The 12,159-nt window shown below is 69.5% G+C and carries 14 protein-coding genes; 6 read left to right on the top strand and 8 right to left on the bottom strand.

All coding sequences use genetic code 11. The features are described 5' to 3' along the window. Positions 1–35 precede the first annotated feature (35 nt). Positions 36–1,016, top strand: a complete 981-nt coding sequence (locus ABZU32_RS00650) for a GlxA family transcriptional regulator (protein WP_354915233.1) — start codon at positions 36–38, stop codon at positions 1,014–1,016. A gap of 93 nt (positions 1,017–1,109) precedes the next feature. Here ABZU32_RS00650 and ABZU32_RS00645 read toward each other — a convergent pair whose 3' ends face one another. Together ABZU32_RS00645 and bla are read right to left on the bottom strand one after the other, a co-directional pair. Then, positions 1,110–1,751 carry a DUF4352 domain-containing protein gene (locus tag ABZU32_RS00645; protein ID WP_354915230.1) on the bottom strand — a complete coding sequence of 214 codons (642 nt, stop codon included), beginning with the start codon at positions 1,749–1,751 and terminating at the stop codon, positions 1,110–1,112. A gap of 315 nt (positions 1,752–2,066) precedes the next feature. After that, complete coding sequence (gene bla / locus ABZU32_RS00640; protein ID WP_354915227.1) at positions 2,067–3,068, bottom strand: class A beta-lactamase; 1,002 nt, start codon at positions 3,066–3,068, stop codon at positions 2,067–2,069. 362 nt (positions 3,069–3,430) lie between these two features. On the opposite strand from bla, the gene ABZU32_RS00635 reads away from it, so the two are divergent. Further along, positions 3,431–4,186, top strand: coding sequence for a hemerythrin domain-containing protein (locus tag ABZU32_RS00635; RefSeq protein ID WP_354915224.1), 756 nt, complete (start codon positions 3,431–3,433; stop codon positions 4,184–4,186). A 236-nt stretch (positions 4,187–4,422) separates the two neighbouring features. On the opposite strand, the gene ABZU32_RS00630 is transcribed toward ABZU32_RS00635, so the two are convergent. After that, the gene (locus ABZU32_RS00630) at positions 4,423–5,427 is read right to left on the bottom strand and encodes a sigma-70 family RNA polymerase sigma factor (RefSeq protein ID WP_354915221.1); all 1,005 of its coding nucleotides are present in this window, start codon (positions 5,425–5,427) and stop codon (positions 4,423–4,425) included. 174 nt (positions 5,428–5,601) lie between these two features. On the opposite strand from ABZU32_RS00630, the gene ABZU32_RS00625 reads away from it, so the two are divergent. Then, on the top strand, positions 5,602–6,225 hold the full coding sequence (locus tag ABZU32_RS00625; RefSeq protein WP_354915218.1) for a maleylpyruvate isomerase family mycothiol-dependent enzyme: 624 nt from the start codon (positions 5,602–5,604) through the stop codon (positions 6,223–6,225). Between the two features lie 198 nt (positions 6,226–6,423). Here ABZU32_RS00625 and ABZU32_RS00620 read toward each other — a convergent pair whose 3' ends face one another. From ABZU32_RS00620 to ABZU32_RS00610, 3 genes are all read right to left on the bottom strand, one after another. Next, a complete protein-coding gene (locus tag ABZU32_RS00620; protein WP_354915215.1) occupies positions 6,424–7,002 on the bottom strand; it encodes a neutral zinc metallopeptidase in 579 nt (192 codons plus the stop codon). A gap of 375 nt (positions 7,003–7,377) precedes the next feature. After that, positions 7,378–8,091, bottom strand: a complete 714-nt coding sequence (locus tag ABZU32_RS00615) for a TetR/AcrR family transcriptional regulator (protein WP_354915212.1) — start codon at positions 8,089–8,091, stop codon at positions 7,378–7,380. Between the two features lie 121 nt (positions 8,092–8,212). Continuing rightward, a complete protein-coding gene (locus ABZU32_RS00610) occupies positions 8,213–8,854 on the bottom strand; it encodes a TetR/AcrR family transcriptional regulator (RefSeq protein ID WP_354915210.1) in 642 nt (213 codons plus the stop codon). A 98-nt stretch (positions 8,855–8,952) separates the two neighbouring features. Here ABZU32_RS00610 and ABZU32_RS00605 point away from each other — a divergent pair, with 98 nt between their 5' ends. Continuing rightward, a complete protein-coding gene (locus ABZU32_RS00605) occupies positions 8,953–9,642 on the top strand; it encodes a carboxymuconolactone decarboxylase family protein (RefSeq protein ID WP_354915208.1) in 690 nt (229 codons plus the stop codon). A 174-nt stretch (positions 9,643–9,816) separates the two neighbouring features. Here the strand turns inward: ABZU32_RS00605 and ABZU32_RS00600 are convergent, their stop codons facing one another. Then, the gene (locus tag ABZU32_RS00600) at positions 9,817–10,230 is read right to left on the bottom strand and encodes a VOC family protein (protein ID WP_354915205.1); all 414 of its coding nucleotides are present in this window, start codon (positions 10,228–10,230) and stop codon (positions 9,817–9,819) included. A gap of 129 nt (positions 10,231–10,359) precedes the next feature. Next, a complete protein-coding gene (locus ABZU32_RS00595) occupies positions 10,360–10,941 on the bottom strand; it encodes a TIGR03086 family metal-binding protein (RefSeq protein ID WP_354915202.1) in 582 nt (193 codons plus the stop codon). Positions 10,942–11,040: 99 nt separating this feature from the next. Here ABZU32_RS00595 and ABZU32_RS00590 point away from each other — a divergent pair, with 99 nt between their 5' ends. Further along, positions 11,041–11,478, top strand: a complete 438-nt coding sequence (locus ABZU32_RS00590; RefSeq protein ID WP_354915199.1) for a MarR family transcriptional regulator — start codon at positions 11,041–11,043, stop codon at positions 11,476–11,478. Positions 11,479–11,596: 118 nt separating this feature from the next. Next, a complete protein-coding gene (locus tag ABZU32_RS00585; protein ID WP_354834893.1) occupies positions 11,597–12,049 on the top strand; it encodes a MarR family winged helix-turn-helix transcriptional regulator in 453 nt (150 codons plus the stop codon). Positions 12,050–12,159 lie beyond the last annotated feature (110 nt).

Below are 12,159 nucleotides of genomic sequence, written 5' to 3'. Positions count from 1 at the left end.
TTGGGCATCCGGTCCTTCCGGCCTACAGTCGGGGGATGGACGCGCGAGACTTCGTGATCGTCGGCTACGACGCCGCCGAGTTGCTCGACATCGCCTGCGTCGTGGCGGCCCTCGAATGCGCCAACTGGTACGGCGCGGCCCCCTACTACAAGGTCCGCCTGGCCACCCCGGGCGCGCGGCCCATCGACTGCGGCCCGACCGTGACGCTGCAGCCAGGCGAGATACTCGAACGGATCACCGGCCCGATCGACACGCTGCTCGTGTCCGGCGGGAGCGGCAGCCAGGACGCCGCGGGCAACCGGCTGATCCTCGGGCACGTCCGGCGGCTCGCGGCGGAGAGCCGGCGGGTGGCGTCGGTGTGCACCGGAACGTGGATCCTGGCCGCCGCCGGGATCCTGGACGGCCGCCGGACCACGACCCACTGGCGCTGGGCGGCCGAGCTGGCCGCCGCCCATCCGGAGGTCCGCGTGGACGCCGATCCCATCTTCATCCGGGACGGCAACGTCTACACCTCCGCCGGCGTGACCAGCGCCCTGGACCTGACGCTCGCCCTCATCGAGGAGGACAACGGCCCCGAGTTGGCGCGCGTCGTGGCCCGGCAGCTCGTCACCTACCTGCAACGCCCGGGCAACCAGGCGCAGATGAGCGTGTTCACCGCCCCGCCGCCCCCCTCCGACGGCCTGGTCAGAAAGGTGGTCGACCACATCACCGCCCACCTTTCCGCCGACCTGGCCGTCGCGACGCTCGCCGCCCACGCGGGCGTGAGCGAGCGTCATCTGACCCGGCTGTTCCTGCGGCACCTGGGGCAGCCGCCGGGCAGGTTCGTGCGGCAGGCCCGCGTCGAGGCCGCTGCCCACCTGCTGACCTCAACCACCCTGCCCATGGCCGCCGTGGCCGGTCGCTGTGGTTTGGGCACCGCCGAGTCGCTCCGCCAAGCATTCCTCGACCGCTACGGCGTCTCCCCCTCCCACTACCGCCGCACCCAGTCCCGCGCAGCACTCCAACAAGCGGAATAAGCCCCCCGAAATCCCGACCAGTCCGCCAGGAGCGATCAAGTGAGGACGCGTCCCCGGCCTCATATCCGGCGCGGCGTTCGCGACGGAGCACGGCTAGTGGAGGACGACCGTGACTCCGCCGGAGAACATCGAGTCGTGCAACTCGATCTTGTCGGCCCTGACGCTCTTGGGCAGGTCGAACAGCACGACGCCGTGCACGGTGTTGCCGGGGTTGATCTCCTCGTAGAGACTCTTGGAGTTGTGGAGGTAGATCGCGGCTTCGGTGCTCGCGGAGTACTCGCGGCCTTTCGCGTCGAACACCTTCTGGGAGTCGCCGATAAAGGTCTGCGGCTCGTCGCCGACATTCTTCACGGTGATGTTCACCAGCCAGAACACGCCCTGCGCGTCCTTGTGAAGGAACTGGCCGCCGACGCGTGCGGCCTTCGACAGCTTCGTCACCTTGAAGGCGAACTTGCCGTCTTTGACGACTTTGCCGATGCCGGGTGTGGCGCGTTCGGCGTCCTGCTTCTTGTCGGCCGGCGTCTTCGGATCGCTCTTGGACGGCTTGTCGGTGGCCTGTGCCGTAGTGGTCCCGCTGGGTGCGTTGCCGACGATTATCGCCATGCATCCGCCCATGAGGACCAGGAGAACGACGAGCCCGAGAAAGATCTTCAAGCCGGTTTTCTTCTTCTTCGGCGGGAGAGCGGGGTAGCCGTAGTGACCCTGCTGCATCGGTGGCCCGTACGGCTGGCTCATGTCGTCTCCTGAGGCTGGTGGATAGCACCGAATCCCCCGATTCCCATGAAGCTTGCCACGTTCCAAGTGACACATGCTGGCGGTCGTTACCGATCCGTGAGCACTTTTCTCGCCGCTGGTGACATTCGCTTTCCCTTAACATCTGAAAAACGGCTTTTGCGGGGTTTCGTGTAACCCCGAAAGGGCGGCCTGGTGGACCCGGGCCGCCCTTCCGCACGACCGGCCGTCAGTCGGAGCCGCGTCGGTGGGGTGGTGTGTGATGGATTCCGGCGCCGTCCACGGTGAGGGACCGGCGTTCGATTCCGGCTATGACGGTCAGGGGAGCTTGCCGAGGGTGCCGGCGAGGATGGTGGCGGTGTCGGCGACGACCTTGCTGTTGTAGGTCGCCTGGGCGGTCCTGGCGTTGGTGTAGATCGCCATGACGAGCGGCGCGGCCGACGGCGAGGTGCGGATGACGGCGATGTCGTTGGCGCCCCCGTAGGTGCCGGTGCTGCCCGTCTTGTCGCCGATGATCCAACTCTTGGGCAGGCCGGCCCGGATGCGCTCGCCACCGGTCGTGTTCGCCAGCAGCCAGGCGTTCAGCCGCGCCTCGTCCCGGTCGTCGAGCGCGGAGCCCACCGCCACCCTGCGCAGGTCGCGGGCGATGGACACCGGCGTGGTCGTGTCCCGCCGCTCCTTGGGGCTCCACACGTTCAGCTCGGTCTCCCAGCGGTCCAGCCGGGAGACCGGGTCCTTCAACGTGCGGAAGTACCGCGTCAGGCCCTTCGGCCCGCCGATCTGCTTGAGGATCATGTTGCCCGCGGTGTTGTCGCTGTAGATGATCGCCGCCCGGCACAGTTCGGAGACGGTCATCCCGTCGTCCACGTGCTTCTCGGTCTCCGGCGAATTGTCCTTCAGCTCCTCCTTCGTCCAGTGCACGACCCGGCTCATCAGGCCCGGGTCCGACGTGCGCGCCTTCTTCAGCACGGCGGCGCAGGCCATCGCCTTGAAGGTGGACAGCAGCGGGAAGCGCTCGCCGGACCGGTAGCCGAACGCCTTCCCGGTCGCGGTGTCGACCACGTACGCGCCGATGCGCACGTCGGACGCCTTCTCCAGCTCGCGTAGCCTCCGTCGCGCCTCGACCGGGGACACTCCGCCGGCGGCGTCCGCGCGGGCCGACGGCGTCAGCACCGCCGTCGCCCCGCTTCGTGTCATTCCGCCCGGCGCGGCCCATGCCGTGCCGCTTCCGTACCCGCTGACGCCCGCCGTGACCGCGACCGCCAGAACACCTGCGCCCGCCGTCGTCCCGACGAACCGGCGCACCCCGAACATTCGCATTCTCATCCTCACTCGCAGATCGACTGGAACCGCGAGCAAAGCAGACCGTTCCGCTGTCGTCCAATATCGAGATCGATGCCGAATCCATCCGCCGATGGATATCGGACCAGCTCAGGACGCCTGCCGCCCGATCACACGCGCCGCGCCGCTCACCCGGCGCAAGCCGTATCCGGTCATGGCCGCGAGGCCACATGGCGCGAGACGGGAGGAGTAGGAGGCAATGCCGCGGATCAAGCATTTACCCACGTGTCGGCGTGGGGCTCGGCGGGACCGGGGACTTTCCGATCACACGCAGGTGCGTGCGGTGAAACCTGAGAACCGGGCAAAACGGAGATATTGTGGAAGATCATCACTCGCCGGCGGTGAGCCGTCGTGACCTGCTGGGCCTGTCCACCGTCGCCCTGGCCGGCGCGGTGCCCCTCGCCGTCTTTCCCGGAGCCGACATTCCGGCGCTCGCGGCGGCGTCCCCGTCGCAGGCTCACGGGCACAAGCCGGGGGTGACGCCTCCGGAGGACCTCATGCGTGAGCACGGGGTGCTGAAGAGGGTCCTACTGGTGTACCGGGAGGGGATCCGGCGGATCCAGCGCGGCGAGCAGGTGCCCGCCCAGCAGTTGCACGCCGCGGCCCGGATCATCCGCGACTTCATCGAGCGGTACCACGAGTACCTGGAAGAGAAGTACGTCTTCCCGCATCTCCGCGAAGCCGGCAGACTCCGCCACACGGTCGCCGTTCTGTGTCAGCAGCACAGGCGCGGACGCGAGGTGACCGCCCGCATCCTGGCCGCCACCCACCATCCCAGGCTCTCGGCCCACCAGCGCCATGCCTTGGTCTCCGACATGGCCGCCTTCATCCGCATGTACGAGCCCCACGAGGCCCGGGAGGACACTGTGGTCTTCCCCGTCTTCCGCAAGGTGACGCCCGCCAGGGAGTACGCCCGCCTGGGCGAGGTCTTCGAGGCCGAGGAGCACCGCCGGTTCGGGCAGCGCGGCTTCACCGCCGTGGTCCACCGGGTCACCGACATAGAAAAAGCCATGCGCATCCACGACCTCTCCCAGTTCACCCCCCGGAAGCAGTCCCCCCACCCGAACCACGGCCACGGCCGGTCCTCGGCCCGCTGACCGCGGCATCCTCCCCCCGGCACCGCCACCGGTCCGGCGGCCACCGTCGCCACCCTGGAGCGACCAACGTGTCAGCAAGGACGCGACGGACGTGTCAGTGAGCATGCGACCGACGTGTCAGCGACTCCGCGACCGACGTGTCACGCACACCGCGACGAACATGTCACGAACTCAGACGCTTCCCTTCGGCGAAGGCACGCGGGCCATGCCGGTGAGCGCGCTGTGGCGAGCGACCATCACCTGACGGCGAGCGGGCTCCCCGAGGGCGCCGGAACGGCCGTCATCGGGGAGCCGAAGAGGCGGGTCAGGCGGGCGGCGTCCAGGTAGGTGGTGATGCCGCTGACCAGGCCCTCGGACACGTCAAGCAGGACCAGGGCGAAGGGGACGTGCGCACCGTCGGTACCAGGCCTGGTCTGCCAGAAGGCCGGCGAGCCGTTCGCCGCGACCGGGATGAGGCGCGCCCCCGCGCAGGACGCGTCCGGGTCCAGCAACGCCCGCCTGATCTGGTCGCGGCCGCGAAGCCACCAGGTGAAGGGAGGCATCGACATCGTCGCGTCCTCGCGTAGCAGGGCGACGAGCGCGGTGATGTCATGGCGCTCGAACGCCGTGCAATAGCGGGTGAGCAGCTCACGCTGAGCGGGGTCGGACGGGCGGAAGGGCTCGCCGGACACGACGTCGATCGCCTTCAGCGTCGACCGCGCCCGCTGCAACGCGCTGGTCACCGACGCGGCGGTGGTATCCAGCAGGGTCGCGACCTCCTCGGTCTTCCATCGCAACACCTCGCGCAGGATCAGCACCACTCTCTGCCGGGGCGGCAGGTGCTGCAGCGCGGCGACGAAGGCCAGGCGGATCGTCTCACGCTGCACGGCCAGCTCCTGCGGATCGCCGTCCGCCGGCAGCACCGACGCGTCCGGAACGGGCTGGACGAAGAGCCGCTCCGGCGCCGGCGCACCGATGTTCGGCCCGGGTGTCCCCACCGGGCTGAGATCCATCGCCAGCGCCCGGCGTTGCGGGCTGCGCAGCATGTCGAGGCAGACGTTGGTGGCGATGCTGTAGAGCCAGGTGCGCAGCGAGGCCCGCTGCTCGTCATAGCGGCCGAACGACCGCCAGGCACGCAGCAGCGTCTCCTGCACGGCGTCCTCGGCCTCGAAACCGGAGCCGAGCAGCCGGTAGCAGTAGCCGGTCAGTTCGGCCCGGAACGGCTCAAGACGGGAGTCTGCGCCGGTCAGCGTCTCCACCATCCCCCGACCATATGCGCCGTCACCGACACATCGCGCGAGACGACCACATGCGCCGTCACCGACACATCGCGCGGGCCGTACCGATGACTTTCCGGCGCCGCTCTCGTACCCCCACTGGAACCGACCACGAACGCATGCGCCGGACAGTGCGCACTGCATGGATAGGAGATCGTGATGACCGAAGACGGCGTTCGGGACGCGGTGGCGGCGGAACGGCGCGAACAGGCCGACCTGCTCGCCGCTCTGCGACCGGAACAATGGGACGCGCCCACGTTGTGCGACGGCTGGAGGGTACGCGAGGTCGTCGCCCACACGACGATGCCCTTCCGCGCCTCGCTCGGCAGGACGATGGTGGAGTTGCTCAAGGCGCGCGGGAACTTCAACCGCATGGCCGACCGCTGCGCGCGCCGCGACGCCGCCGAACTGCCGCCGGAGGCGCTGCTCGCCTCGTTGCGGGACAACGTCGCCCACCCCTGGACGCCCCCCGGCGGCGGCGCCGCCGGAGCGCTCGCGCACGACGTCATCCACGGCCTGGACATCACCGTGGGCCTCGGCCTCGACCGCCGGGTCCCGCCGGAACGAGTCGCCATGGTGCTGGCCGGGATGCGGCCGAAGAACATCGCGTTCTTCGGAACCGACCTCACAGGCGTCAGCCTGCGGGCGACCGACCTCGCCTGGAGCCACGGCACAGGAGAACCGGTCCGGGGCCTGGCCCAGGACCTCCTCCTCGCCATCTGCGGCCGCCGCCTGCCCCCCGGCCGCCTCACAGGCGAGCCGTCGAAACGCTTCTCCCGATAACTCGAGGCGAACCACTCTCATGGCCCTTACATCAGGAAGATGACGAGACCGTAGGCCTCCCGGAAGTCAGTGCGGGGTCACGGCCGGCCTCCGACCAGCTCAGATCCACGGGACGACTCGTGGGCGACTGGGAGATGGCGCCTGAGGAGGGACATCGCGAAGAAGATGGCGCCGGTCGGCCTCCCGCTCCGTGGCTCGTCACGTGACCTCGCGCTTCGAGGCCGACCATGTGTCGCACGCACCCGCCCTGCCCGAGCGGTGTCCCTTTTCGAGCCACTTCAGCCGGGTGGACTGACGGCCGTGATCATGGGCCCACGGATCGTCGGTGATGCCCACGTACAGGTCGCGGAACTGCCGCCACGCGAGATCTTCGCTGCGCATCGCCTTCAGGGCCACTCCGGCGAAGCATTCGGCCTGCAACTCAAGACGCCTGCTCAACAGGTCCGCCGTCGCTCGTCTTGTGGTGGCGTCGCCCTCTACGGCCTCGTAATCCAGGATATGCGTCCAGTGCTGGACGTGATGGCCGTACTCGTGGCTGATCAGCTTGGCGACAAAGGCGGCGGCTGAGGGGCGCAGCATGTCCTCAGGGATCAGCACGTAGTACGTGGCGGTTCCGCCGCAGTAGTAGCCGGTGTCGCCCTTGCTGGGCACATTTCCGCAGATGGGATCGTGTACACGGTGCTGAATGTACTTCCGTTTGGCCGGCCCGAAGTGCATCCTCGTCTCCTTGAACACGCCACCCCAAATCCGGTCCAAGCAGGTCGAAATTGACGTCATGTACTTCTTCGTGGACGGCCAGCCGCCGGACCTGAGTGCGCCGATTCTGCAGCTCCCCTTAACCCGGGGTGCGGCGTAGAGCGGACTGTTGACCACGGCGGGGTAGCCCCAGGGCACCTCACGCCAACGCGGCGTCACCGGTGCCGGGGCGGAAGGGGAAGCCAAAGGGGAGGGGATGGTCGCCGCGACCTCGCCTGTCTGCGGCGCTGCGAGAGGAACCGGCAGGGGTACGGGAGCGGTCGGGAGCCACGCGGCCAGGAGAAGGATGCAGGTGGTCACATGCCGGGGGAGGAGAAGCACGGTCGAGGATCTTATCGGCCATTTCGGTACCCACCGGGAGGAACCTGTTTCTGTGTGGGCTCAATCTCGGTGCCGTCAACGCGGTGCCGGGGCCAGGCCCATGATGTGGGCCTGGGTGAGGGCGGTGTGGTCGAAGGCGGCGGCGCGGTCGGTTTCGATGACGTTTCTGTACATGCCGTACAGCTCGAAGCTGACGAAGCCGTAGATGGAGGTCCAGGCGGCGAGCGCGCGCGCGATGACGTCGTCGGACAGATCGACGAACAGAGCCTCGCGAAGCCCCTGCGCGTCGGAGGCGAAGGACGCGGGGGCGGGCGGCAGGCCCGGCAACGGGGACAGCTCGCCCGCCTCGTGGGCGTCGCGCAGGATGCGCGCCATGACGATGCCGTCGCGCGCGGCGGCCACGGCGGTGTCCTCCGGGGCCACGTAGCCGGGCACGGGGGAGCCGTGGATGAGCGCGTACTCGTGCGGGTGGGCCAGAGCCCAGGTGCGCACGGCCCGGCAGGAGGCCATCCATCGATCGAGGTGGCGGTCGCGGGGGCAGGCGGCCTCGGCCTCCTCGACGGCCGCGCCGACCGCGTCGAACGCCTCGATGATGAGCGCGGTGAGCAGGTCGTCGCGGCTCGGGAAGTAGCGGTAGATGGCCGAGGACACCATGCCCAGCTCTCGGGCGACGGCGCGCAGCGACAGCCCCGCTGCCCCCTGCTCGGCGAGCTGACGCCGCGCGACCTGCTTGATCTCGCCGATCAGCTCGGCTCTGACCCGCTCACGGGCGGTGCGGCTGGCGTTCACCCCGTCGACTGTACCAGAGCACCGCCACGCGCAGAGAGCAGCGCTCTGAACCGGAGCGGTCCTATGCGCCGACGGCGAGGTCGTCGGATGCCCGCTGTCGTCCGGCCGAAGACGGTCAGGGTTACGAGACCGGGACGCCGACGAGTTTGGTGAGGAAGCGGTCGACCTGGTCTTCGAGCGGAGGCCAGGGCAGGTCGGGCTGGTTGACCCGCATCGACACGCTGCCGTGGACGGCGGCGCGCAGGTCCAGCGAGACCGCCTCGGCGTCGCCGGCGGGGGCCAGCCCGGCGTCCATGCAGCGCTGGACGGCGGCGGTGGTGCGTTCGGCGAGGCTTTGCTTGAACGCCATGGCGTTGCGCCGGTTCAGCGTGCTCTCGTGCATCACCTTGTACAGCCCAGAATGCTCGTGGGCCCACCTCCCGAGGCACAGGGTGCGCCCGCGTAGCCGGGCCACGGGGTCGGGGGAGGCGGCCTCGGCCTGGTCGATGTCGCGCACGAGGTCGTGGTGGCATCGTTCCAGGGCCGCGAGCACCAGGGCATCCCGGTCGGCGAAGTGGATGTAGACCGACGTCGCCGCTATGCCGATGTGCCGGGCGACGGCCCGCAGGGACAGCGCCTGGTCGTCGGCGAGCTCGTCGAGCAGGACGAGGGCGGCGGTGATGATCTCTTCGCGCAGCCGTTCCCCCTGGCCACGGGGGTTGCGCCCCCGGGCGCCGCCGTTCCCGCGGGGGGCGCCGTGGTCGGGCGGAGAGCTCATGTCCATGGTCGGCCATTGTATTCGTACGAGCGTTGCACTACGGTCGTAGCGCTACAGCCGTTAACTAACGGCCGTTCACTCATCCATGGAGGAAGATCGTGGACATGACGTCCGAGACTCTGGTGAAGGCGCTGGACGCACCCTTCGCGGAGATGAACGGTGCCACCGCCCACCGCATGTGGGAGGAGATCACCGAGCTGTCGATGCGGGAAAAGGTCCTGCTCAGCGTCGTCGCCGACGTCTGCCAGCAGACTCTCGGGCTCCCGTTCGAACTCCATGTCGCGGCGGCGGCGCGGCTGGGCGTGAGCGCCGACGACCTTCGTGAACTGCTGCGCTTCATCTCCTACGACAGTGGCTACCCGGCCGCCCTCGCCGCGTTGGCCCGGCTCGTCGAGATCGAGCGCGAACAGGGCCTCCCGAAGCCGTCGGGGGAAGGCCATGAGCTCGACATCGACGGCCAGGGCAGCCCTATGCCCGCGCCCACCCGGCAGGCGGTGCTCAACCTCGACGCCCCCTTCGCCGGCTACATGGAGCTGCAGTCGCGCATGCGCGCCGGGATGCGACGGCTCAGCGTGCGCGAGCGCGCGTTCGCCACGATGACCGTGGACGTGCTGTTCCAGACCCTGGAGGAGAGCTTCCGCGTGCACGTGGCCCGGGCCATCGCCTCGGGAGCCACGCCCGAGGAAGTGCGTGCCGTCGTGCGGTTCTCCGCCCAGTTCGGCATGACCAAGACCTGGCGCGCCCTCCGCGTCCTCAACGCCCTGTTCACCGAGACGGGCACCGTCTTCGCCTGACCGCCTGACCGCCTGACCGCCTGACCGCCTGACCGCCTGACGTCTCACCCGTGTCGTGTGGGCGGCGGACCGGACGGTGCCGCCGGGCGCACGGCCTCGGATGGCGCCGGCGAGGGCCGCGGTCTCGCCGGCGCGGTCCTCCCCGGCGTCGGCCGAGCTCGCGGTGTGGATGGATCAGGCTTGAGGTGCGACGATGTCGACCATCCAGGAGATGCCGAACCGGTCCACGCACGCGCCGAACTCGTCGCCCCACACCTGCTTTTCGAGGGGAACGGTCACGGTGCCGCCGTCGCTGAGCGCCTTCCAGTAGGCGCGCAGGTCCTCGGCGTCGTCCCCGCTGAGGCTGATCGAGATGTTGTCCCCCGGGTTGTGCGGCATCCCGGGCGGGGTGTCGGAGGCCATGAGCGTGAAGCCGCTGTCGGTCCTCAGCATGGCGTGCATGATCTGCTCAGGGTCGCCGCCGTGCTGCGCGGCCAGCTCGCCGAAGGTGTTCAGCGTCAGGGTGCCGCCGAAGACGTTCTTGTAGAACTCCATGGCCTCCCGCGCCTGGCCGGTGAAGCTGATGTAAGGGTTGAGAACTGAGGTCACAGTACGCTCCTGGATCGTGACGGAGGGAGGATCTTCCCAGGTCGGATAGATGCCGAGATCCGACCGTACCCTCCGTCGGCGACATTTCCGGCTCGGTCCCCACGGCGCTTCAGGAAGCCCGTCGGGGGGTCAGCTTTGGGTGCGGCCGAGCAGGGCGAGGATTTTGTGGAAGCGGGACGCGTCCGCCGGCGCGGGCAGGGCGGGGGCGAACGCGGCGCCTGGGGCCAGGCGCTCCTCCCCGTTGGGGACGGCCAGGGCGATGGGCCAGGCGGCCTCCACCAGGTCCGGCTCGGGGGTGAACGGCCTGTCGAGCGTGCGAGCGACGTCCCAGGCGTGCACCACGTAGTCGATGAAGTGGAACGACATGGCCATCTCGGCGGGGAAACGCGCGTCCGGCCCGAATTCGGGCAGCGAGAACGTGCGGCCCGGCACGTCCTCGCCGGCGAAGGCGGCGATCACCCGCTCGGCCGCCTCGGCGTAGCGGGGGACGGCGTCTTCGCCGGCCGGGTGGACCTTCCAGGCGGTCAGGTCGTCGCCGTTCCCCTCGGCCGCGGCGGCGAAGCCGTGGTGCTGGGCGGTCATGTGGGCGAGCAGGTCGGACAGCGCCCAGCCGGCGCACGGGGTCGGGCGGCGCAGGTCGGCGGGGGTCACCGCGGCCACCACGTCGACGCTCGCGCGCACCGCGCGCCGATCGAGCTCACGTATGTCCATGACGGGTCTCCTTCGAATGATTCGTAAGCACTGATAGATAATAGGCAGATGCTTATGGTCTACGTAGGCATATTATCTGTCAACCCGTATAGTGCTGGCGTGCCCGACCGCCCCGACCTGGCTGCGATGATGAGCCCACTGACCCGGGCGCTGATCGACGCCGAGCTGCCCGTCCTGCGCGAGCACGGCCTGTCCATGTGGGAGTACTCCGTTCTGCTGGCCCTCGGCGAGCGGCCGCTGCGCACCCAGGCCGCGCTCGCCGAGTCCATCGGCGCCGACAAGACGCGCATCATCGGAGTGCTGGACCGCCTCCAGCGAGCAGGACTCATCGAGCGCACTCCCGACCCCGGCGACCGGCGCGCCCGCCTGCTGTCGGTGACCGCTGAGGGCCGCCGCGTACGCGACGCCGCGCAGGCCGCCATCCGGCGTAACGAGGAACGCCTCCTGGCCCGGCTTCCCGAACAGGACCGCGACGCCTTTCTCCGTGGACTACGCACTCTCGCGGCGCTTCCGCGCGACGAGATCATCGGTACCTAGCACTCCGGCGACGCTTTGTGTTCGGTTCCGCGCCGGCGCCCCGGGCGGTCGTGGGCGCGCGGCGCCGCAATTGGGAGCAGGTGCTCTTATCCTGGACGGAGAAGCTCTGGAGGACACGATGGATCCCGCGCCGGCGAAGCACTACGACTCGTGCAACAACCTGGCATTGCGCAAGGCGGCCCGCTATCTCGGCGCGACCTATGACAAGGCTCTGGCCTCCGCCGGGCTTCGCGCCACGCAGTTCAGCATCCTGCAGAAGCTCAGCGTCCACGGCGAGACGACGATCACCGGGCTGGCCGAAATGATCGCCATGGACCGCACGACGCTGGCCTCGAACCTCAAGCCACTCGTCCGGGAGGGACTGGTGACCGTCGAGTCGTCGCCGTCCGACCGCCGTGCGCGGGTCGTCACGATCACACCTGAGGGGCTCTCCCGGCTGGAGGCCGCGCTGCCTCTGTGGCGGGACGTGCAGGCCCGGTTCGAGGAGACCTTCGGAACCGGCGAGGCGGCCCGGCTGCGCGCCTCCCTCGGAGCCGTCCTCCACACCGGCTTCCAGCCCTGGGCCGAGTGAGGCGCGGCTCTGGGAACACCACCAACAGCAGCCGGTTCCCGCGGCCACGTGCCCCCGGCCGCGTGCCCCCGCGTCACGAGCCCCCGCGACCATCAGTCCCTGGCCACGAG

It is taken from the genome of Sphaerisporangium sp. NPDC005288, from assembly GCF_040607475.1.
Classification (GTDB): domain Bacteria; phylum Actinomycetota; class Actinomycetes; order Streptosporangiales; family Streptosporangiaceae; genus Sphaerisporangium; species Sphaerisporangium rhizosphaerae.
This window is presented reverse-complemented; position numbering and strand designations above follow the sequence as displayed.

Bases quoted from the DNA above. Each gene is read 5' to 3' on its own strand.
- ABZU32_RS00650 (WP_354915233.1), top strand. From the start codon at position 36: ATGGACGCGCGAGACTTCGTGATCGTCGGCTACGACGCCGCCGAGTTG.
- ABZU32_RS00645 (WP_354915230.1), bottom strand. From the start codon at position 1,751: ATGAGCCAGCCGTACGGGCCACCGATGCAGCAGGGTCACTACGGCTAC.
- bla (WP_354915227.1), bottom strand. From the start codon at position 3,068: ATGCGAATGTTCGGGGTGCGCCGGTTCGTCGGGACGACGGCGGGCGCA.
- ABZU32_RS00630 (WP_354915221.1), bottom strand. From the start codon at position 5,427: ATGGTGGAGACGCTGACCGGCGCAGACTCCCGTCTTGAGCCGTTCCGG.
- ABZU32_RS00625 (WP_354915218.1), top strand. From the start codon at position 5,602: ATGACCGAAGACGGCGTTCGGGACGCGGTGGCGGCGGAACGGCGCGAA.
- ABZU32_RS00620 (WP_354915215.1), bottom strand. From the start codon at position 7,002: ATGACGTCAATTTCGACCTGCTTGGACCGGATTTGGGGTGGCGTGTTC.
- ABZU32_RS00610 (WP_354915210.1), bottom strand. From the start codon at position 8,854: ATGGACATGAGCTCTCCGCCCGACCACGGCGCCCCCCGCGGGAACGGC.
- ABZU32_RS00605 (WP_354915208.1), top strand. From the start codon at position 8,953: ATGACGTCCGAGACTCTGGTGAAGGCGCTGGACGCACCCTTCGCGGAG.
- ABZU32_RS00595 (WP_354915202.1), bottom strand. From the start codon at position 10,941: ATGGACATACGTGAGCTCGATCGGCGCGCGGTGCGCGCGAGCGTCGAC.
- ABZU32_RS00585 (WP_354834893.1), top strand. From the start codon at position 11,597: ATGGATCCCGCGCCGGCGAAGCACTACGACTCGTGCAACAACCTGGCA.